15 protein-coding genes and 1 pseudogene are annotated in these 21,223 nt (G+C 69.0%); 4 read left to right on the top strand and 12 right to left on the bottom strand.

The window, feature by feature from the left end:
• Nucleotides 1-42: 42 nt before the first annotated feature.
• Nucleotides 43-1,905, bottom strand: a complete 1,863-nt coding sequence (locus LC041_RS07220; protein ID WP_226532425.1) for a phosphoenolpyruvate carboxykinase (GTP) — start codon at nt 1,903-1,905, stop codon at nt 43-45.
• Between the two features lie 111 nt (nt 1,906-2,016).
• On the opposite strand from LC041_RS07220, the gene LC041_RS07215 reads away from it, so the two are divergent.
• Genes LC041_RS07215 through LC041_RS07205 form a run of 3 tightly spaced genes read left to right on the top strand, consistent with a single transcriptional unit; the run spans nt 2,017 to nt 6,363 of the window.
• On the top strand, nt 2,017-3,459 hold the full coding sequence (locus LC041_RS07215) for a helix-turn-helix transcriptional regulator (RefSeq protein ID WP_226532424.1): 1,443 nt from the start codon (nt 2,017-2,019) through the stop codon (nt 3,457-3,459).
• A 46-nt stretch (nt 3,460-3,505) separates the two neighbouring features.
• A complete protein-coding gene (locus LC041_RS07210; RefSeq protein ID WP_226532423.1) occupies nt 3,506-4,972 on the top strand; it encodes a S10 family peptidase in 1,467 nt (488 codons plus the stop codon).
• A complete protein-coding gene (locus tag LC041_RS07205) occupies nt 4,972-6,363 on the top strand; it encodes a S10 family serine carboxypeptidase-like protein (protein ID WP_226532422.1) in 1,392 nt (463 codons plus the stop codon). The genes LC041_RS07210 and LC041_RS07205 overlap by 1 nt, the downstream gene beginning before the upstream one ends.
• A 36-nt stretch (nt 6,364-6,399) precedes the next feature.
• Here LC041_RS07205 and LC041_RS07200 read toward each other — a convergent pair whose 3' ends face one another.
• The 7 genes and pseudogenes from LC041_RS07200 to LC041_RS07170 form a co-directional block, all read right to left on the bottom strand.
• Nucleotides 6,400-7,605 carry a M20 metallopeptidase family protein gene (locus tag LC041_RS07200; RefSeq protein WP_226532421.1) on the bottom strand — a complete coding sequence of 402 codons (1,206 nt, stop codon included), beginning with the start codon at nt 7,603-7,605 and terminating at the stop codon, nt 6,400-6,402.
• Nucleotides 7,605-8,408, bottom strand: coding sequence for an ABC transporter ATP-binding protein (locus tag LC041_RS07195; protein ID WP_226532420.1), 804 nt, complete (start codon nt 8,406-8,408; stop codon nt 7,605-7,607). Before LC041_RS07195 ends, LC041_RS07200 begins: the two co-directional genes overlap by 1 nt.
• Nucleotides 8,408-10,345, bottom strand: a complete 1,938-nt coding sequence (locus LC041_RS07190; protein WP_226532419.1) for a dipeptide/oligopeptide/nickel ABC transporter permease/ATP-binding protein — start codon at nt 10,343-10,345, stop codon at nt 8,408-8,410. Before LC041_RS07190 ends, LC041_RS07195 begins: the two co-directional genes overlap by 1 nt.
• The gene (locus tag LC041_RS07185; protein ID WP_226532418.1) at nt 10,345-11,358 is read right to left on the bottom strand and encodes an ABC transporter permease; all 1,014 of its coding nucleotides are present in this window, start codon (nt 11,356-11,358) and stop codon (nt 10,345-10,347) included. Before LC041_RS07185 ends, LC041_RS07190 begins: the two co-directional genes overlap by 1 nt.
• Before the next feature lie 7 nt (nt 11,359-11,365).
• Nucleotides 11,366-12,937 (bottom strand): ABC transporter substrate-binding protein, encoded by a 1,572-nt coding sequence (locus LC041_RS07180; protein WP_226532417.1) that lies wholly within the window; start codon nt 12,935-12,937, stop codon nt 11,366-11,368.
• Between the two features lie 106 nt (nt 12,938-13,043).
• Nucleotides 13,044-14,483 (bottom strand): aldehyde dehydrogenase family protein, encoded by a 1,440-nt coding sequence (locus LC041_RS07175; RefSeq protein ID WP_226532416.1) that lies wholly within the window; start codon nt 14,481-14,483, stop codon nt 13,044-13,046.
• A gap of 118 nt (nt 14,484-14,601) precedes the next feature.
• Nucleotides 14,602-16,152, bottom strand: a pseudogene (locus LC041_RS07170) (thiamine pyrophosphate-binding protein); the annotation flags it as partial.
• A gap of 156 nt (nt 16,153-16,308) precedes the next feature.
• On the opposite strand from LC041_RS07170, the gene LC041_RS07165 reads away from it, so the two are divergent.
• Entirely contained in the window at nt 16,309-17,037 is a 729-nt protein-coding gene (locus LC041_RS07165; RefSeq protein ID WP_226532414.1) for a FadR/GntR family transcriptional regulator, read from the top strand.
• A gap of 69 nt (nt 17,038-17,106) precedes the next feature.
• On the opposite strand, the gene LC041_RS07160 is transcribed toward LC041_RS07165, so the two are convergent.
• Genes LC041_RS07160 through LC041_RS07145 form a run of 4 tightly spaced genes read right to left on the bottom strand, consistent with a single transcriptional unit; the run spans nt 17,107 to nt 21,209 of the window.
• Complete coding sequence (locus tag LC041_RS07160) at nt 17,107-18,297, bottom strand: M20 metallopeptidase family protein (RefSeq protein ID WP_226532413.1); 1,191 nt, start codon at nt 18,295-18,297, stop codon at nt 17,107-17,109.
• Nucleotides 18,294-19,487 carry an amidohydrolase gene (locus tag LC041_RS07155; protein ID WP_226532411.1) on the bottom strand — a complete coding sequence of 398 codons (1,194 nt, stop codon included), beginning with the start codon at nt 19,485-19,487 and terminating at the stop codon, nt 18,294-18,296. Before LC041_RS07155 ends, LC041_RS07160 begins: the two co-directional genes overlap by 4 nt.
• Nucleotides 19,484-20,005, bottom strand: a complete 522-nt coding sequence (locus tag LC041_RS07150) for a hypothetical protein (RefSeq protein WP_226532410.1) — start codon at nt 20,003-20,005, stop codon at nt 19,484-19,486. The genes LC041_RS07155 and LC041_RS07150 overlap by 4 nt, the downstream gene beginning before the upstream one ends.
• Nucleotide 20,006: 1 nt before the next feature.
• Nucleotides 20,007-21,209 carry an aromatic ring-hydroxylating dioxygenase subunit alpha gene (locus LC041_RS07145; RefSeq protein ID WP_226532409.1) on the bottom strand — a complete coding sequence of 401 codons (1,203 nt, stop codon included), beginning with the start codon at nt 21,207-21,209 and terminating at the stop codon, nt 20,007-20,009.
• Between the last annotated feature and the right edge of the window lie 14 nt (nt 21,210-21,223).

The raw sequence follows: 21,223 nt of genomic DNA, 5'->3' as shown, positions 1-21,223 counted from the left end.
CCCTGAGGGTGCCGGCTCCCCCGAACCGGCACCGGTCTGGGGCTACGCCTTGTCGAGGCGGTAGCGCAGCGAGGCCAGCTCGGCGCGGAGCGCCGCGGGGACCTTGTCGCCGAAGGTGTCGTAGAACGCCTCCGTCAGGTCGGCCTCGGTCTTCCAGGCCTCAGCGTCGACGGAGAACAGTTCCTCGAGGTCTGCATCCGGGATGTCGAGGCCGTCGAGGTTGAGGTCCTCCACGCGCGGGAGGCGTCCGATCGGGCTGTCGACCGCCGGGACGTCACCCGCGATGCGGCGGATGATCCAGTCCACGACGCGGGAGTTGTCGCCGAACCCGGGCCACAGGAAGCGGCCGTCCTCCCCGCGACGGAACCAGTTCACCTGGAAGATGCGCGGCGCGCGGTCGAAGCGCAGGCCGCGGCCGACCTTCAGCCAGTGCCCGAAGTAGTCGGCCATGTTGTAGCCGCAGAACGGGAGCATCGCGAAGGGGTCGCGCCGCAGCTCCCCGACCGTGCCCTCCGCGGCGGCGGTGCGCTCCGACGAGATGTTCGAGCCGAGGAAGACGCCGTGCGTCCAATCGGTGGCTTCGACCACGAGCGGCACGTTGCTCGCCCGACGTCCGCCGAACAGGATGACGTCCAGCGGGACGGCCTGTTCCCAGTCCTCGGAGATCTGCGGGCACTGCGCCGCCGACACCGTGAAGCGGGAGTTGGGGTGCGCTGCGGGGCGACCGGATTCGGGCGTCCAGTCGTTGCCCTCCCAGTCGATCAGGTTCGCGGGCGGCGCGTCGGTGAGCCCCTCCCACCACACATCCCCATCGGGGCGGAGCGCGACGTTGGTGAAGATCGTGTTTCCCCACAGCGTCTCGACGGCCGTGACGTTGGTCGACTCACCGGTGCCTGGCGCGACCCCGAAGAAGCCGGCCTCGGGGTTGATCGCCCACATGCGGCCGTCTTCTCCCGGACGGATCCAGGCGATGTCGTCGCCGAGGGTCTCGACCCGCCACCCGGGGATGGTGGGCCGCAGCATGGCGAGGTTCGTCTTGCCGCACGCGGAGGGGAACGCGGCAGCGACGTGGTAGGCCTTGCCCTGCGGATCGATCACGCGGATCAGCAGCATGTGCTCGGCGAGCCATCCCTCATCGCGGGCGATGACCGAGGCGATGCGGAGGGCGAAGCACTTCTTGGCCAGGATCGCGTTGCCGCCGTAGCCCGAGCCGTAGGAGTAGACCTCGAGCGTCTCCGGGAAGTGGACGATGTACTTGTCGTCGTTGCACGGCCATTCGACGTCCTGCTCACCGGGAGCGAGGGGCGCGCCGACCGAGTGCACCGTCTTGACCCACGGGGCGCCCTCGGCGATCTGACGGGTCACGGCGTCGCCGACGCGGGTCATGATGCCGATCGAGGCGACGGCGTAGGCGCTGTCGGTGATCTGGACGCCGATGTGCGAGAGGGGTCCCCCGACGCGTCCCAGCGAGAACGGCACGACGTACATCGTGCGCCCGCGCATCGATCCCTCGAAGATCTCGGTCATCTTCGCGTGCATCTCGACCGGGTCGGCCCAGTTGTTCGTGGGGCCCGCATCCTCCTCGTGCTCGGAGGCGATGAAGGTGCGTCCCTCGGTACGGGCGACGTCGCTGGGGTGCGAGCGCGCGAGGTAGGAGCCGGGACGCCATTCGGGGTTGAGCTTGATCAGCTTGCCCTCGTCGACGAGGTCGCGCAGGAGGCGGTCGTTCTCGGCGCGCGAGCCATCGACCCAGTGCACGGCGTCTGGCTGGGTGAGTTCGCGGATCTCCTCGACCCAGGCTGCCAGCTCGGCCATGGCAGGAGTGTCATACGTCGGGGCCGCACCGAACGTACGCGTCGCGGCGACGGGAGACGTGCGGGGGGTGAAGACTTCGGCGATGGCCATGACATCTGCTCCTTCGAAGTATGGGCGTTGCATCCATCATCTTCTGATTCAGACGCAACTTTCGGGCGAATCGAACGGTAAGAATCGTGATTCTTTCGCTAGACTCAAGGAATGGCGTCCTCTGGCATCCACCTCACGACTCTCGGCCATCGCATCCGCCACCACCGGCTGGAGAACGGCTTCACGCTCGACGAGCTCGGCGCGCTCGTCGGCGTCGCCGGCTCGCAGCTGAGCCTGATCGAGAACGGCAAGCGCGAGCCCAAGCTGTCCCTCCTTCAGGCGATCGCGCAGGCCACGAGCACCGAGGTCACCGACCTGATCTCCGGCGAGCCGCCGAACCGCCGTGCCGCCCTCGAGATCGAGCTCGAGCGCGCGCAGGAGAGCCCCGTCTTCCGTCAGCTCGGCGTCGCGCCCGTACGGGTGACAAAGGGCATGAGCGATGAGACGATCGAGTCGGTCCTCGGCCTGCACCGGGAGCTGGAGCGTCGTGAGCGCGAGGCGATCGCGACCCCGGAGGAGGCGCGTCGCGCGAACACCGAGCTACGGCTGCGGATGCGCGCGCAGAACAACTACCTCCCCGAGATCGAGAAGCTCGCCGAGAAGCACCTCAAGGCGGCCGGTCACGTGCAGGGCGCGCTCACCCACCGCACCGTGAGCATCATGGCCGAGAAGCTCGGGTTCGAGCTGATCTACGCCAACGACCTCCCTCACTCGACGCGCTCGGTCACGGATCTCGAGAACGGACGCATCTACCTGCCGCCGGCTTCCATCCCCGGCGGCCACGGTCTGCGCTCGATGGCACTGCAGGCGATGGCGCACCGACTGCTCGGGCACACGCCGCCGACCGATTACGCGGATTTCCTCCAGCAGCGCCTGGAGATCAACTACTTCGCCGCCTGCTGCCTGATGCCAGAGACCGCCGCCGTCGCCTTCCTGCAGCAGGCGAAGAAGGACCGCAACCTCGCCGTCGAGGACTTCCGCGACGGTTTCGGCGTGACCCACGAGGCGGCCGGCATGCGGATGACCAATCTGTTGACGCAGCACCTCGGGATGTCGCTGCACTTCCTGCGCGTCGATTCGACGGGGGCCATCACCCGGGTGTACGAGAACGACGATCTGCCGCTGCCGATGGATGTGACCGGCGCGGTGGAAGGGCAGCGGGTATGCCGCAAGTTCCAGGCGCGCGCGGCGTTCACCCAGCAGAACCGCACGGTGGAGCACCACCAGTACACCGACACGCCCTCCGGCACGTTCTGGTGTTCGACCCAGACCGGGTCCTCGACCGACGGCGAGTTCTCGGTGACCGTCGGAGTGCCGTTCGACGATGCCCGATGGTGGCGCGGACGGGAGACGAACGACCGCGCGGCCTCCACCTGCCCGGATGAGTCGTGCTGTCGTCGCCCGTCGCCCGAGCTGAGCGAGCGCTGGAGCGGGCGGGCCTGGCCGAGCGCACGCGTGCACACGCACATGTTCTCGCCGCTCCCCCGCGGCGCATTCCCTGGTGTGGACGACAACGAGGTGTACAGCTTCCTCGCGCGGCATGCAGGTGAGTGATTAAGATATATTCAATTCACTCATTGAACTCATCCGAGGGAGCCCCGTGACCGAGCAGACCCCCGCCGACGACACCGCGACGACCGAGACGTTCACCTCACGCCGCCACCGCATCACGGTCGGCGGACGCACCATCGATTACACGGCCGGGGCGGGAACCGTCGTCGTGCGCGACGACGGTCACACCCCGCTCGCCAGCATGTTCTACACGTCATACGTCGCCGATCGCGAGGAGGGCGCTTCTCCTCGGCCGGTGACTTTCCTGTTCAACGGCGGCCCTGGCTCCGCCAGCCTCTGGCTCAACATCGGCGGCTTCGGCGTCAAGCGCACCCCCACGAACACGCCGAGCGCGACGCCGCCTGCGCCCTACGTATCGGGCGACAACCCGCACACGCTGCTCTCCGAGTCCGATCTCGTGTTCATCGACGCCCCAGGCACGGGGTACTCGCGCCTGCTGGGCGACACCCCGCCCGCCCAGGTGTGGGGCGTCGACCAGGACGTCGACGCGTTCGCCAAGGCGATCACCCGCTGGCTCACGATCACGAACAACTGGAACGCCCCGCGCTTCCTCTTCGGTGAGTCGTACGGCACGACGCGCGCGGCCTCGCTGGTGCACCGGCTGCAGAACCAGGGGCTCGACTTCAACGGTGTGATACTGCTGTCGACCGTGCTGAACTGGGGGGAGAGCAACCTCGGCGGCCCGCGCGAGTACATCAATCTGCTGCCCTCGTTCGCCGCCACGGCCTGGTACCACGGCAAGGCCCGCACGGAACATGCCGCACTCGAGCCCTTCCTCGCCGAGGCACGCGAGTTCGCCCAGGGCCCGTTCGCCGCCGCCCTGCTGCGCGGAGACCAGCTGCCGTCCGATGAGGAAGACGCGATCGCCGAGCGCATGAGCGCGCTCGTCGGGCTCGACGCCGATCTGCTGAAGAAGAACCACTTCCGCATCGGCATGGAGCAGTATCGCTACGCGCTGCTCGCGGACGAAGGGCGCGTGATCGGCCGCTTCGACACCCGCTTCACGGCGGAGCACCAGTACGTCGTCGGCGGCGGATCCCACGACCCCGCGACCGACGACGCCGCGACGGCCGGCGTCAACAGCGCACACCTGTCGACCTACCGCATGCACCTCGTCGACGACATCGGCTACACCAGCGAGCTCCACTACCGACACCTGCACAACATGCCCATCTCGCGGGCCTGGGACTGGAAGCACAAGGCACCGGGGATCGACGCGCCGCAGCTCGTACCCGACGTCTCGCTCGACCTCTCCGCCGCCGTGCGCCGCAACCCCAACCTGCAGGTCTTCGTGATGGGCGGCTACTACGACCTCGCGACGCCGTTCTTCGGGCCGGAGGTCGACGTGGCCCACCTCTACCTGGCCCCCTCACTGCGCGAGAACATCCGCTTCACGTTCTACGAGTCCGGTCACATGACGTTCGTCGACGAGGCGGCGGTCGTGCGCATGAAGAGCGACCTCGACGACTTCTACCGCGACGCGACAACGCGCTGATGCCGACCGGGGAGGCCACCGGCCGCATCGGAGCCCTCGAGTACACGGCCCGACTCGAAGAGCTGCCACTTCGCCGGTCCGCCGGCACCGCGCAGGGCACGCTGTCGGCGTTCAGCTACACGGTCGATGCTCCCGACCGTCCCGTGCTCTTCCTCACGAACGGCGGCCCTGGCGTCTCCTCGATGTACCTGCATCTGAGCGGTATCGGACCGTGGCGGGTGCGGATCCCCGTCGACCTGGATGACGACGGGCTGCCGCCGTACGGCATCGAGGAGAGTCCGTCGACGATCCTCGACGTCGCGGATCTCGTGTTCCTCGACGCCCCCGGTACCGGCTTCGGCACTGTTGCGGAAGGCGCCGACCGCTCCGCCTTCCGCACCGTGGAGGACGATGCGGACGCCATCGCCACCGCCATCGGCGCCTGGCGGGACCGACACGGTCGTTGGGACGCTTCGACGTTCTTCCTCGGCGAGAGCTACGGAACGCTGCGTGCAGCGTTCCTGGCGACGAACCCGCACGGCATGGACACCGCGCCGCTCAGCGGCATCGCCCTGCTGGGGCAGGCCGTGAACATCCAGGAGACACAGGATCGTCCCGGGAGCATCGTCGGCGCGCTCGCCAATCTCCCCTACAAGGCGGCGGTCGCCTGGTACCACGGCGTCGGATCGCGCGAGCACTCCTGTGTCGAGGACGCGATCGCGGCGGCGCTGGACTACGCGCACGGTGACCTCGCCGTGGCCATGCTGCAAGGCGACCAATTGCCCGCCGCCGAACGCGCCGCGGTCGCCGCGCGACTCTCCGCGATGATCGGTATCCCGGCGGACGAACTCGTCCGCGACCGGCTGTGGATCAGCAAGAGCGACTTCCGTGCGCGGCTGCTCACAGGGCAGGTGCTCGGCGTCACCGACAGCCGGTACCGCGCAGCCGCGGCGGACCGCCGCATCGGCGAGCTCGACGCCGACCCCGCCGACGTCGCTCTGTCGCCACGCTACGTCACCGGGCTCGCGCAGGTGATGCGCGAGATGTTCGCGCACGCCTCGGATGAGCCCTACAGGTTCGTCGACCCCGACGCCGGACGCGAATGGGACTGGGAGGAGCAGGGCGGTGCCGCGTTCCCCACCTACGGGCAGCCGTCGCCCTTCCACACCTACCCGTACCCTGCGCGCCTGTCTCGGTGGATGAAGCAGAACCCACGGGCGCGGCTGTTCATCGGTACCGGTGTCTACGACGCCCTCACGACCGTCGGTGCGGCGGACCACCTGCTGCGGCACTTCGACCTGCCGCGCGAGCGCACCACGTCGCACACCTACCGCGCAGGCCACATGATGTACAGCGACCCCGAGGTCGCGGCGCAGCTGAACGCCGACCTGAGGACGTTCTTGAACTCCTGAGGCCGGCCGCCGCACCCGCGGGCGGCCGACCTCGGATCAGGCCCCGAGCCGACCGAGTGCGAAGGCGGCGAGGGCTGCGGCCTGATCTGCCAGCACCGCGTCGTCGAAGACGACCGTCGGCGAGTGGTTCGGCGACGCGTTCTCGAGATCGAGGTCGACGGGTGTGGCCCGCAGGAACAGGAACGCGCCCGGCACCTGCTCGAGAACGTAGGAGAAGTCCTCCGAGCCCATCACGGGGTGTTCGGTCTCCCAGATCCTCTCCTCGCCGAAGAGACCGACGAGCGTCGCGCGCACGTGCTCGACCGCCTGGGGGTCGTTCACGGTCGGCGCGCACAGCAACGTCACGTCGACGTCGGCCGTGCACCCGTGCGCCTCGGCGATCTGCCGCACCAGAGCGGGGATCTCGGCCTGCACGCGGGCGCTGTTGTCGTGCGAGAGCACGCGGACCGACGCGACCAGGGTCGCGGTGTCGGAGATGATGTTGCGTGCGGGCCCGCCGGCATGCAGCTGCGTCACGCTGAGCACCACCGGGTCGAACACGTCGAAACGTCGTGTGACGAACGCCTGCAGCGCCGTGACGAGCTCGGCGGCCACCGGGACCGGGTCGCGCGTCAGATGCGGCGCCGAGGCATGCCCGCCCGCGCCTGCCACCGTGACCTCCACCTCGATCGCGCCCGCCATCAGGGCGCCGGGCCGGGTGGAGAACACCCCGAACTCACCGGGGACGACGTGGATGCCGAACGCCGCGACCGGTCGGGAGCCGGTCGCATCCAGCAGCCCCTCCGCGAGCATCCGCTTCGCGCCGTCGCCGAGCTCCTCGCCGGGCTGGAACATCAGCAGCACATCGCCGTGCAGCTCGTCTCTGCGCGCGGCCAGGAGTTGTGCGGCGCCGACGAGCCCTGCGACGTGCAGGTCGTGGCCGCACGCGTGCATCCGCTCCCCCGTCGCGGCATAGTCGAGACCGGTCTCCTCAGCGAGGGGCAGAGCGTCCATGTCGGCGCGCAGCAGCACGGTCGGGCCGGGGTGGGCGCCACGGATCACGGCGGCGATCGAGCTCAACCCCTCCCCGAGCACGAGTTCCACGCCCAGCGGCTCGATGGCGTCGAGCACGCGTCGCTGCGTTCGCGGCAACTCGAGTCCGAGCTCGGGATCGGCGTGGATCGCTCGGCGCAGCTCGACGAGCCCTGGGAGCAGGGCGCGCGCGTCGTCGAGCAGACTCGTCGTCGGGTGCAGCAGGGTCATCAGGCTCCGATCGTGTGCAGGAGATGGTCGGTACCGGCGTTCTGGATGCGCGGGATCGCGCCCACGAGCGCCTGGGTGTACGCGTGCTGCGGATTCGAGACGATCGCATCCGCGTCCCCGTGCTCCACGATTCGCCCCTTGCGCATCACGGCCGTCGTGTCGGCGATGTAGCGAACCGCCGCGAGGTTGTGCGTGATGAACAGCACGGAGAGCTCCAGTTCCCGCTGCAGGTCGCGCACCAGGTTCAATACTGCGCCCTGCACCGAGGCGTCGAGTGCCGAGGTGATCTCATCGGCGATGATCAGCCGCGGCTTCACCGCCAGGCACCGCGCGATCGCGACGCGCTGCCGCATGCCGCCCGACAGCTGTGCGGGGTATTGCTCCACCGTGCCGGGCTTGAGCCGGACGAGGCTCAGGAGCTCCTTCACCCCTGCCGCACGGTCGCGTGCCGACCCCGTACCGTGCAGGGCCAGCGCCTCATCGAGCGTGGCGCCGATGGTCATGCGCGGATTGAGCGACGAATACGGGTCCTGGAAGATCATCTGGACGTCACGCGCACGGGCGAGACGCTGCCGTCCGACCGCAGGACGGAGTTCCTCCCCGTCGAGCAGCAGACGGCCGGCGGTCGCAGGCTGCAACCCGGCGATCACGCGCGCGATGGTCGACTTCCCCGATCCCGACTCGCCCACGAGCCCCACGATGCTGCCGTGCGGAACCGTGAGGGAGACGCCGTCCACCGCGTTGAACGATGAGTCTCCGTGCCCGAAGGTCACGACGAGCTCGTCGACGACGAGTTCGGCCATCAGCGCACCTCCTGCGTGCTCTGCGTTGCGGAGAGCACGACCGGCTCCCCGAGGATGCCCTCGATCGGGACACCGTCCTGCGGATGCCAGCACGCGACCCGGCCGCCGTGACCGTGGGCGACCGGCTCCGGCGTGACAGCTCGGCAGTGCTCGGTCGCGAACGGGCAGCGGGGGGCGAAGCCGCAGCCCACCAAGGGCAGCGAGAGGTCGGGCGGTTCACCGGGAATCGTCGCCAGCGGCTCTGTGCGGTCGGTGTCGAGGTCGGGTAGCGACTCCGCGAGCGCTCGCGTGTACGGGTGCGCGAGCTTCTCGGGTGTGGCGAGCAGCCGCACATCGACATCCTCGACGATCCGGCCGGCGTACATCACGAGGATGCGCTGGCAGAGCTCGGCGAGCACGGCGATATCGTGGGAGACGACGATCGCTGCGGCTCCCGTCTCCTCGCACTCCCGACGCAGCAGGGCGAGCACACGCCGCTGGACCGTGACGTCGAGTGCCGTCGTGGGCTCGTCGGCGATGATGAGGCGCGGCTTCCCGATCTGCGACATCGCGATGAGCGCGCGCTGTCGCATTCCGCCGGAGTACTCGTGCGGGAATTGCCGTGCGCGCCGCTCAGGTTCATCGATCGCGACGTCCTTGAGCGCCGCGACGGCCTTGTCGTGCGCGCTGCGCCGCGCATCCTTGGCGTGGAAGCGAGGGATCTCCGCGAGCTGCGTACCGACGCGCAGCGCGGGGTTGAGGGCAGTGAGCGAGTCCTGGAACACGACGCCGATCTTCGTGCCGAGTCGCTTCTTCGCCACGGCCGGCGGCAGGTCGAGTACGTCGTCGCCGTCGAAACGCAGCTGCTGCGCGGTGACGGCGGCTCCCGCAGCGGACAACTGCGCGACCGCCATCAGCGCGACGGACTTCCCACTGCCCGATTCGCCGACCACCCCGACGATCTCCCCCGGAGCGACCGAGAACGACACATCCTGCACAGGACGCACCCATCCGGTCGGCGACGGGAACGAGACCGACAGACCGTCGACCACGAGCAGGGAATCGTCGTGATCCCTGCGCTCGCGGGGCTCGACGCGCGGCGCCGACCCCAGCTTGCGGCGAGAGAGCGCACTCCCCTTGCCGTGGCTGCGCAAGTGCGCCGCCAACGACTCCCCCAATGTGCCGAAGGCGACACCCGCGAACACCACGGCGACACCGGGTCCGACGACCGCAGTCGGGTTGGTGTACACCTGATCGAACGCCTCGCTGAGCATGCGACCCCAGTCGTAGTCCGGCGGCTGCACGCCCACGCCGAGGAAGCTCAGGCTCGACAGCGCGAGCAGTCCGCCACCGATCGAAAGGGTGACGTTGACGATGATGGGTTCGGCGATGTTCGGCAGGACGTATCGCGTGAACTGGCGCCCGCGCGAGACCCCCATCATCCGAGCGGCGGCAAGATACTCCGAGCCGCCGACACGGGAGGAGAGCGTCTGGGCGAGGCGAGCGAACGACGGCACCATCGTCAGCCCCAGCGCGATGACGGCGGACGACGAGCTGGGCCCGAGCAGGATCACGGTCAGCATCGCCACCAGGAGAACCGGGAAGGCCAGCCAGGTGCTGATGATCGAGCTGAACACGCGTTGCACGCGGGGGCCGAGCACCGAGGGCAGGGCGCCGAGCAGCAGCCCGAACACGAGACCGATCACGGTGGCGATCAATGCCATGCCGAGCGAGAGACGGGTCGCGACGAGGGTGCGGAGCAGAAGGTCGCGGCCCAGGCCGTCCGTGCCGAGCGGGTGCGCATCGCTGGGCCCCTGCAGGAGCGCCGACGTATCGGTCTGCGACGCCTGCGCCCCCCAGATCTCCGGAGCGAACAGCGCGAGGAACAGCAGCACGAGCACCATCACGGCGCTGATGGCGCCGAGCGGATTGCGCAGGAAGGTCAGGATCGAGCGCATCAGGTCGTCTCCAGAAGAGTGGTCCGCCGGTCGAGCAGCGACAGCACGATGTCGACCGCGAGCGTGATGACGAGGATGATCGCCGCGTAGACGAGAGCGAGGCCCTGCACGATGCCGTAGTCCTTCGTGGCGATGGCATCGACGAAGGCGGAGCCGAGGCCGGGCCAGTTGAACACCTTCTCGACCAGCACGCTCGATGCGACCATCGTGGACAGCAGCGTGCCGCCGATGGTCAGCGTCGCGGTAAGCATGTTGGGCAGGGCGTGGCGAAAGTAGACCCAGGAGGCCGGGATGCGCTTCGACCTCGCCGTGCGCACGTAGTCATCCGAAAGCGTGTTGAGCGCTTCGACACGGGCGATGCGAGACAGCGATGCCCACGACGCGACCGTCATCGCCAGCACCGGGAGCACGTACGACGCGGGCCCGGTTCGACCGGCGACGGGGAACCAGTGCAGCGTGACGGCGAAGATCACGACGAGTGCGACCCCGAGCAGGTACTCGGGGATTGCGGCGATGAGACCGGTGATGCCCGTGAACGACACCTCGACGCCGCGACGCCGGTTGCCCTGCGTGAGGATCGCGATGCCCAGCCCCACGGGCACGGCCACCAGCAGCACGATCACGAACGAGATACCGGCGAGCTCGAGGGTGGCGGGCAACCGGTTCTGCACGAGCTCCGACACCGACCGGCCCGTGATGAGCGAGGAGCCGAGGTCACCGTGAAGGATGCCCGTGAGGTAATTCCAGAACTGCACGAGCAACGGGTCGTTGAGGCCCAGCTGATCGCGCCGCGCCTGGACCACGGCCTCGTCGGCCGTCGCGCCGAGGGCGGCGCGAACGGGGTCACCGCCGGATGCACGGAGGACGAAGAACGCGACCGCGATGATCACGAACATCGCCACCAGCATCCGGAGTGTGCGGCGGAGGAGAAATCTCAGCCAGGGGTTGCCGTGGCGGCGTTTCCGAAGAAACACCGCCACGGTGTCCGTCCTGGCGGACGCGTGGTCCAGCATGCGGCTCCTAGCCTCGGAGGCTCGTCGGGATCAGCAGTCCGTTGGTGGTGACCTCGAACTCCACGCCCGCGCCGTAGAGCGTGCTGGTGGACTCCGCGAACGGCATCACCTCGAGGTTACCGATCGCCGACGCCTGTGCCGCCGTCCAGGCGTCGCAGCTCTCCTCGCCGGCGAGCTGTTGCGCTTCGGCCGTCAGGTCGAAGAACTCCTGGTTCGTGTTGTACGTCCAGTTGCCTCCGTTCGGGGGGAAGTCCCCGGCGAGGATGCCCGCCCAGGTGGAGGGAAGGGTGGTCGAGATCGGGGCCCAGATCAGGTCCCAGTCGCCTCCCTGGAAGATGACGTCGGTGTACGACGACGACGGGCTCGGGGTGACGTCCACGCCGATCTCCGCCAGCTGCTGCTGGATGAGCTCGATGCCGGCGACGACCGACTGCGCCTCCGTCGACGGATAGACGAAGGTCAGCGCGAGCTTCGCTCCGTCCTTCTCACGCACGCCGTCGGAGCCGACCGTCCAGCCTGCCTCGTCGAGTGTCGCGGCCGCCGCATCGGCGTCGAAGCCGATCAGCGACGTCGTCGCATCGGCGCCCGCGCACACCGCGGTGAACGACGAGACGAGCGAGGTCATGAGTTCGCCGCGTCCTCCGGTGGAGACCGATGCGACCTCTTCGCGGTCGATACCGCCGGCGATCCCCTCTCGCACGAGCAGGTCATTGGTGGGCCGCCCCTCGGCCTGGTTGAAGAACATCAGGCCGGGACGGGCGGGAACATCGATCGTGAACAGCTCACCGGTTTCGAGCCGGTCGCGATCGGTGCCGCCGACCTCAGCGACGTTGACCTCGGACGACAGGAGCATGTTCGCCCTGGTCGGCTCGGTGTCGACGACCTCGAGTGTCACCGTCTTGGGCAGTCCGGCGGTGTCACTGGTGACATCGCCAGGGCCCCACGTGTAGTCGTCGCGCAGGGCAAGCGTGTACGTCTGTCCGGGCGAGGAGTCTTCGAGCGTGTAGATGCCGGTACCGACAGGCGTGGCGTCGAGCGAGGCGGGATCGTCGACACCGGCCGCGCACACGACGGGCATCTGCCCGATGTTGCTGAGCAGGAAGCTCTGCGGCTGCTCGCTCGTGAACGTCACGGTGCGCGAGGAGTCGTCCGCCTCGACGGTCAGTCCCTCGGCGGGGAAGTACACACCCGAGTAGGGTGAGGCCGTCTCCGGGTCGGCCGCGTAGTCGAAGGAAGCCTTCACGTCTGATGCCGTGAGCTCAGCGCCGTCGGCGCAGAGGATCCCCTCCTTCAGCACGAAGGACACCTCGGTCGTCGACTCCGTCCAGCTCTCGGCGAGCAGCCCCTCGGCATCCTTGCCGTGCGCGAAGGACATGAGCGTCTCGTACAGGTACGCCGAGACCTCTTGACCTGCCTGGGTGGCGTTGGTGATCGGGTTGAGCGAACCGGGATCTGCGGCGATGGCGATGGTGGCGTTGTCCACTGCTCCACCACCACTGCCTTCTCCGCCGCCGCCGGCGCAGCCGGTCAGGGCGAGTGCCGTCACGCCGACGGCCGCGGCTACGGTGCTGCGTCTCATGGGTGTCCTCTCTCCACGGAACCACCTCGGGCGGGTTCCATCTAATTGAATGTTATGAATTGCTCTTTATTGCCTCGTGTCGGCGGTGTTTCGGATTTGTTACCGGTCACGAGAAGTCGTCGACGAGGGCAGCGGCGCCCATGACCGACTTGAGTTCGAGAAACTCCTCGAACCCGTGGACGCCGCACTCCCGGCCGACGCCCGACTGCTTGTAGCCCCCGAACGGAGCTCCCACGTCGAGACCTGCGCCGTTGATGCCGACGGTCCCCGTGCGCATGCGCAGCGCGACGTCGAGCGCGCGTCGAGGGTCACTCGACCACACGCCTCCCGACAGGCCGTACACGCTGTCGTTCGCCAGGTCGACAGCCTCATCGACCGTGGCGTACGAGGTGATCGTGAGCACCGGGCCGAAGACCTCTTCGTGGAAGATCCGCATGTCCGGGGTCACATCGGTGAAGATCGTGGGCTGCACGTAGGCCCCGCCGGCCGTCGGTTCGACGATATCGAGACCACCGACCAGCACGTTCGCGCCCTCGCCGATCGCGGTGGCGATGTGCGCACGCACGCGTTCCCGCTGCAGCGAGGAGGCGAGCGGCCCGGTGGCCGTCGCCTCGTCGAGCGGGTCACCGGGCGCCCAGGCCGCAGCGACCTCGACGGCCATCCGTCGCCACGACCCGACCAGCGCCTCCGGGACGAGCACCCTGGTCTGCGCAGCACAGGTCTGCCCGGCGTTCGCGAAGCAGGAGGCGAGAACGCCGCGCACCGAGTCCTCCAGCGGAGCGTCGTCGAGCACGATCGCGGCCGACTTGCCGCCGAGTTCGAGAGCCACCTTCTTGATCGTCGCCGCAGCAGCGCGTGCGACATGTTCGCCCACCTGGCGCGAGCCGGTGAAGGTCACCATGTCGACACCCGGGTGCGCGACGAGCGGCGCACCCACCCCGGCACCATCCCCATGGACGATGTTGACGACTCCGGCCGGAAGCCCGATCTCACGGAGGATGTCTCCGATGATCGCGGCGTTCAGCGGCGCGACCTCGCTGGGCTTGAGTACCACCGTGCAGCCGGCGAGGATCGCGGCCCCCACCTTGAGCATGATCTGGTGCAGCGGGAAGTTCCAGGGCGTGATCGCGGCGACCACACCCACCGGCTCCGCCACGACGAGGGAGTTCGAGACCGCCTCGCGCTCGACGTGCGCACGTGCAGCCTCGACCAGGCGCGCGAGATCGGCGATCGCGACCCCGACCTGAGCGGAACGCGCGAACGCGATCGGCGAGCCCATCTCCGCGCTCAACGTCTCAGCGAGAAGCTCACGGTGGCGCGCCAACCCCTCGGCGAGCGCCTCGATGTGAACGATGCGCTGAGGCATCGGCGTGGTCGTCCAGCTGCCGAACGCGTCCGCGGCCGCAGCCACCGCACGATCGACGTCAGCGGGGCCGCCTGCCACGACGGCGCCGATCACGGTGCCGTCGGCCGGGCTGACGACATCGATCGAAGCCTGCCCTTCGGCATCTTCTCTGATGCCGGCGATGTCGTGCCCGATGACCATGTCAGACCCCTGCCCGCTGGACGAGGTGGGCGTCGGGAGCGAGCGGCTGCGGACGGGGAACGCCCTCGTGGATCAGATGCCACGGCGACGGGAACTCGCCGACGGGCACGTCGATCAGGATCGGCTCGTTGGCCGGGACGGCATCGGCGAGCACGCCGGCGAGTTCGTGCGGCGTGTAGGCCTGCGCGGAGCGGATGCCGTACGCGTCGGCGAGCTTGCCGTAGTCGGGGTTGGTGAGGTCGCTCGCGAAGTAGCGCGCACCGTAGCGGTTCTTCTGGATGCGGCGGACGTTGCCGTAGAAGCCGTCATGGAACACGATCGTCACCAGCCCGAGGCCGTAGCGCTTGGCCGTCGAAAGCTCCTGGAGGGTCCAGGAGAAACCGCCGTCGCCGTTCACGGAGACGACCGCGCGGGAGGGGTCGGCGGCCTTGACACCCAGCGCCGTGGCGAAGCCGTAGCCCAGCGTGCCCTGGTAGCCGGGACCGATGTACGTGCGCGGCTGGTAGGCCGGGTAGCAGGCACTGGCGGCATAGCCGACCTGCGTGAACTCGCTGACGAACACGCCGTCGTCGGGCAGCGCACCGCGGATCGCCGCGAGGTACTCACGCTGCGGGGCGATGTCGTCGAACTGCTCGGCGAGCCAGGTGCGCACACGGGCGAACTCGCCCTCTCGGGACTCGCGTGACGGCGATCCGACCTCGGCCGCCAGTGCCGCGAGCCCCAGGCGCGCGTCGGCGTGCAGGGTCTGAACCGCAGCGCGAGGACCTTCGAGGTCGGCCGCTTCGGCGTTGAGGAGGATGACGGGCGCGCCGTTCGTGTCGACCTGGGTGCCGAACGTCGATACGAAACGCGTACCGACGGCCAAGACGAGGTCGGCTTCTTCACGGAACGCGCGAAGGGCCAGGGAGTCGAAGGCGAGGCGGTGGCGGGCGTCGAGCGCGCCTCGCCCGTTCTCTGTCATCAGGACCGGCGCTTCGATCGCCTCGGCGAGCGCCTGAAGCGCAACGGATGCGTTCGCGGCCAGCACCCCGCCGCCGACCACGATCATCGGCCGCTTGGCTGCGAGCAGGCGGGCCGCTGCGTCGCGGATCTGCTGCTCATCCGGCACGAGAGGCGCGGCGGCGACAAGCTCGGCGGCGGCAGCGCGCGAAGTGGCGGCCAGCACGTCCGGCGGCACCTCGATCGCGACGGGGCGCGGGCGCCCGCTGCGCAGCTGCACGAACGCCTCGCGCACCAGCCCGGGGATCTCCTCCGCCGAGCGGGCCGTGCCGGTCCACTTCGTCAGCCGTTCGAGGATGCCGGTCTGGTCGGGGATCTCGTGCAGAGCGCCCAGTCCGCGGCCGATCGCCCTGGAGTCGATCTGACCGGCGATGAGGAGCATGGGCGAGTTGGCCGAGTAGCCGGTCGCGACCCCGGAGAGCGCGTTGAGCACGCCTGGCCCGGGCACGACCATCGCCACGCCGACATCCCCCGTGCTGCGCGCGTAGCCGTCCGCCATGTAGGTCGTCGCCTGCTCGTTGCGGGCGCAGATGAAATCGACCTTGTCGGTGCGGGCGTAGAGGGCGTCTGCGGCGGCGTCGAGCTGGACGCCCGGAATGCCGAAGATCCGCGAGACGCCCTGGTTGATCAGGGAGTCTGCGAGCAGATCGCCACCAGTGGGGTCGGTCATCTGTTTCCTCTCATGAGCAGCTGTGCTTGAATGACTGTATTAGATACATTCAATTACTGCAAATAGAGAATCGCCCGGGTGGCAGCGCCCCGGCGAATCGCCTCCTCTTTAGGATGTGAATCATCCGCTCCCCCATACCTCGACCGAAGGATCTCCGTGGCCACCACACAGGATGAAGCGCGCACGTTCCAACGCGTCGCGCCTGCGCAGTCCGTCGCTGACCGCGTGGTCACCGAGGTCGAGGCGATGATCAAGGACGAGGAGCTCCCGCCCGGGCATCGCATCGGCACCCGCCAGGAACTGTGCGAGCAGTTCGGCGTCGCTCCCGCGACACTCGGAGAGGCGCTGCGTGTGCTCCGCGCCCGCGGCTCGGTCGACCTGCGCCCCGGGCCCGGCGGTGGAATCTTCGTCGCCGATCAGTCGCCGCTCATCCGCCTCGCCCACAGCGTGCTGCGGCTCCGCCAGACCGGCGCTCCCGTGAACGACGTCATCAAAGTACTCGACGCTCTCGATGAAGCCGTCATGCACGATGCCGTGACGCACCGTACCGACGACGACATCGCCGAGCTCGAGGCCGTCATGGCGGATCTCGCAGAGCACTGGCACGACCCGATCGAGGGGCTCCACGGCAACTGGCGACTGCACCGCCGCATCGCCGAGATCTCCCCCAACGCGGTGCTGCGCACCTTCTACCTGAACCTCGTCGACTACATCGAGGGCGAGACCGCGGGCGCGTCGGCCGAGGACGCCCTGGCCGTGCCCGGCTTCCGCCAAGACACCGACGAGCGCCTCCACATCCACGAGGCTCTGATCGATGCGATCCGCTCCGGTGATCTGAGAGCCGGCCGTGAGGCCGTCCTCGACCATCGCACCCTCGGCCGCTGAGTCGGTGCGGGATCGATAACGCCCCTCGGCCGGTCCCCGAAGGCGCGTTATCGATCTCGCACCGACCCGCTAGGCGTCCCCGACTCCCACGTGTTGCCAGGCCAGCGCCGCGAGCGCGACCGCCTGATCACCGAGCACCGCGTCATCGAACTGCGCGTGCGGCGAGTGATTCATGGGGATGTCGGCTGGGTCGATGTCGGGTGGCGTCGCCTGCAGGAAGAAGAACGCTCCCGGTACTTCCCTGAGCACGAACGAGAAGTCCTCCGATGCCATCCAGGGCGCAGCCAGCTCCTCCACACGATCATCGCCGAACTCCGCGCGCAGTACCGCCGTGGCCGCCGCGGTCTCCTCCGCCGTGTTGACCGTGACCGGATAGCCGACGATCACCTCGACGTCGGCTTCACACCCGTGAGCGACGGCTATCCGCTCGATCAGCGGCGGAAGCTCCGCCTGCGCCTGCGCGATCGACGCCTCCGACAGCGTGCGCAGCGTCGCGGCGAAACCGGCGCTCTCCGGGATCACGTTCACGATCTCGCCCGCATAGAGCGTCGTGACCGACAGCACGACCGGATCGAACACATCGATGCGGCGTGTGACCCAGGCTTGCAGCGCGAGGATCAGCTCGGCGACGACCGGCACCGGATCCACGGCCTGCTGCGGTCGGGACCCGTGCCCACCTCGACCATGGACCCGAACACGCAGCACGTTGGCCCCGGCCATGATGGTGCCGGCCTTGAGCTGGAACGTGCCGCGCTCCCCCGGGCCCACATGGATACCGTAGGCGGCCTCCACGCGCCTCCCCGCGGCGTCGAGCACGCCGTCGCGGATCATGAGCGGAGCACCGCCACCGGCTTCCTCGCCGGGCTGGAACATGAACACCACGGAACCGGCGATGCGGTCGCGCCGAGCGGCGAGGAGGTGTGCGGCCCCCACGAGCCCGGCGACGTGCAGGTCGTGCCCGCACGCGTGCATCGCGCCATTGGTCGAGGCGTAGTCGAGGCCGGTCTCCTCGGCGATCGCGAGCGCGTCCATGTCCCCGCGCAGCAGCACCGACGGCCCGTCCCCTCCCCCACGCAGGACCGCGGTGACCGAGCTCAGATCGGACCCGGTCGTGATCTCCAGCCCCAGACCGTCGATCGCTTCGAGCACGGCGCGCTGCGTGAGAGGCAGATCGAAGCCCGGCTCCGGGATGCGATGGAGCCGACGACGCAACTCCACCAGCTCCGGCTGCAATCGTGCGGCATCTTCGCGCAGCGTCATCCGTTCCCCTCTCGCGCCATCGCGGCCGCTGTGAACACCGTGCGTCCGTCGATGAGCACCTCCCGCACGGTCGAGGCGACATCGAGCGGGTCTCCGCTCCACAGAACCACATCCGCGTCTCGGCCGGGCTCCAGCGCGCCGACCCGGTCATCGATGCCGGCGATTGCTGCGGCGGACGACGTCATCGCGGCCAGTGCCGTCTCCCGGGGCAGCCCTGCCCGCACCGCCACGGCAGCCTGCATCGCGAGCATCCCGATCGGAACCACCGGATGGTCCGTGGTGAGTGCCACCCGCACGCCGGCCGCGGCGAGCGCGGCGAGGTTCGCGGGGTCGGCCTCGCGCACCTCCACCTTGGAGCGACTCGACAGGATCGGTCCGTAGATGACGGGCACGTCGCGCTCCGCGAGGATGTCGGCGAGCTTGTGCGCCTCGGTGCCGTGGTTGACCACGAGACGCAGCCCGAACTCCTCGGCGATGCGAAGCGCGGTAGCGATGTCGTCGTGCCGATGCGCGTGCTGCTCCCACGTGAGCGTCCCGTCAAGCGCCTCGGCGAGCGCCTGCTTTCCGAGATCCACGGCGAACGGCGTCCCCTCGGCGCGAGCCCTGTCCCGGCGGATGGCGTACTCCTGAGCGTCCTGCAGCGCTTGGCGGATGACGAGGGCGATGCCGAGCCTCGTCGACGGCAACTGCTTGCGCTCGCCGTAGGCCTGCTTGGGGTTCTCGCCGAGCGCCGACTTCATCCCCAGCGACGCGCGGATGACCTGCTCGTCGACCGACCGCCCACCGGCCGTCTTGACGGCCACACTCTGCCCCCCGATCGGGTTGCCGGATCCGGGCTTGACGACCACGGCGGTGATTCCCCCGGCGAGCGCGTCGCGGAAGGCCATGTCCTCGATGTTGATGGCGTCGATCGCCCGCACCCCCGCGGTCACCGGCGACGACACCTCGCTGCCGTCGAACCCCGCGGGGCCATTGGCCTCCTCGTGTGCGCCGATGTGACTGTGCGGGTCGATCAGGCCGGGCAGCACCCAGCATCCCGAGGCGTCGATCACCCTGGCACCGTCCGGCACCGCGAGTCCCGCCCCGACGGCAGCGATGCGCCCGCCGGACAGCACCACCGTGCCCCCGTCGATCTCCTCGCCCAGGCCTGTGACGACCCGTCCTCCGACGATCGCTACGGCATCCGTCATGCGTTCTCCTCGTCTTCTCTCGCGCGGCGCTCGACCAGCTCCCGCGTCTTCGCCAGCAGGTCGTCGACGTCCACGCCGAGGATGCCGGTGGCCGGATCCACTCGCACGACGATGCCATCGTCGCACTCCGGTGGCTGACCGCTCAGGTCGACGAGCGGGTCGTCCACCCAGACCCACGGCAGCTCTCCTGCATAGCGCCGGATGTGCTCGAGCTTGTCGAACTGCACGGGCAGGAACGGCCAGGGCTCCTCGGGCAGATCGAGCGGCGCGCGGAACGCGGTGTGCGCGTTGTGGCCCCATTCCGATGCCCAGACGATGTCGAAGTGCTCCGCGAGTTCGTGCAGACGTTGCGCAGCGTCGTCGGGGATGGCGACGTCGCGCACCCACCGCCCCCACGCCGACAGGTGATAGGTGCTCACCGACACAGCCGGCTCGCCCTCGATCACGACCACGTCGCTGATACCCAGCACGAGGACCGGCCGGTCCCCGCGGGGCGGCCGCGCCGTGTACTTGGCCATGTCAGTCGTCCACCGCGTCGGCGAGCAACGGCGCGTCGGGCGCGCCCTCGAAGTAGTTGCCGCCCTCGATGCGGATCAGGCGCTCAGACTCGTCGAAGAACACGCCCACGGGGTCGCCGCCGCCCGCCACGGCTCGATGCTGCTTGGCCATCATGCGACGGATCATGGCGATGCCCTGGTCGGTCGTGGTCAGATGGTCCTCGGAGTGCAGCGAGATCGGTCCCTGCGACTTCTGCGCCTCGTAGTCGCCGGGGAGGCGCTGGTGCTCGAGGTCGGTGAGCTCCTTCCACGGCTTGCCTTCGTGGGTCGAGCGCAGCTTGGCGAGGAAGTCGGGGTCGCTGTCGCGCGCGACCGTGAAGATGCGGAAGTTGGTGTCATCCATCGGCACCACCCAACCGATCATGTTCGTCTGACCGGAGGCGAGCTTGGGGCTCGCGACCACGCGCAGATTCGGGAAGATGACCTCGGTCACACGACGCAGCTGCCGCCCGTCGCCGAGTTCGCGCATCTGGATGCTGCGCACGCCCAGCGGCGTGTACTCGTACTCGACCTCGGGGATCAGCGCCATCTCCGGCGTGAACTGGTTGCCGCTGAACCGGGCGTGCAGGATCGGCACGTGGAACGGGTCCATCACGTTCTCCCAGTGCTGCAGCCAGTTGAAGTCGAGCTGCGCGGGCCCTCCGCCTCCGACGCCCTGGTCGTTCACGATGAGCTGCTCGTCGGCGGCCAACTCCTCGAGCGTGTCATAGCGAGGCAGCACAGGCTTCTTCTCGGGCGGTCCCATGTAAGCCCAGATCAGACCGTACTGCTCTTCGACCGGATACCACGGCTGGCGCACGCGGTCGCGGTGCAGCCCCAGATCCGGCTCGCACGGCTGCTCCAGGCAGTGCCCCTCGGTGTCGAAGACCCAGCCGTGGTAGCAGCAGCGGATACCCTCCTCCTCGACGCCGCCGTAGAACAGCGAGGCGCCGCGGTGGATGCAGCGCGGGTGCAGCAGGCCCGCCTTACCCTTCCTCGTGCGGAAGAGCACCAGCTCCTCGCCCAGCACGCGCAGGGAGATCGGGCGCGTCGTCGCGTCCTCGACCTTCGCGACGGGATGCCAGTAGCGGCGCAGCACCTCGCCGTAGGGGGTGCCAGGGCCCACCTGCGCGAGCTCGTTCAGCGGCTGCCCGAGGCGCAGTCCGTATGCGGTTCCGGTGTCCATGTCGCTCCGTTCGT

Source organism: Microbacterium paraoxydans, from assembly GCF_020524545.1.
Classification (GTDB): domain Bacteria; phylum Actinomycetota; class Actinomycetes; order Actinomycetales; family Microbacteriaceae; genus Microbacterium; species Microbacterium paraoxydans_C.
Note: the sequence above shows the minus strand (reverse complement) of the source record. Positions and strands in the feature narration are given on the sequence as shown.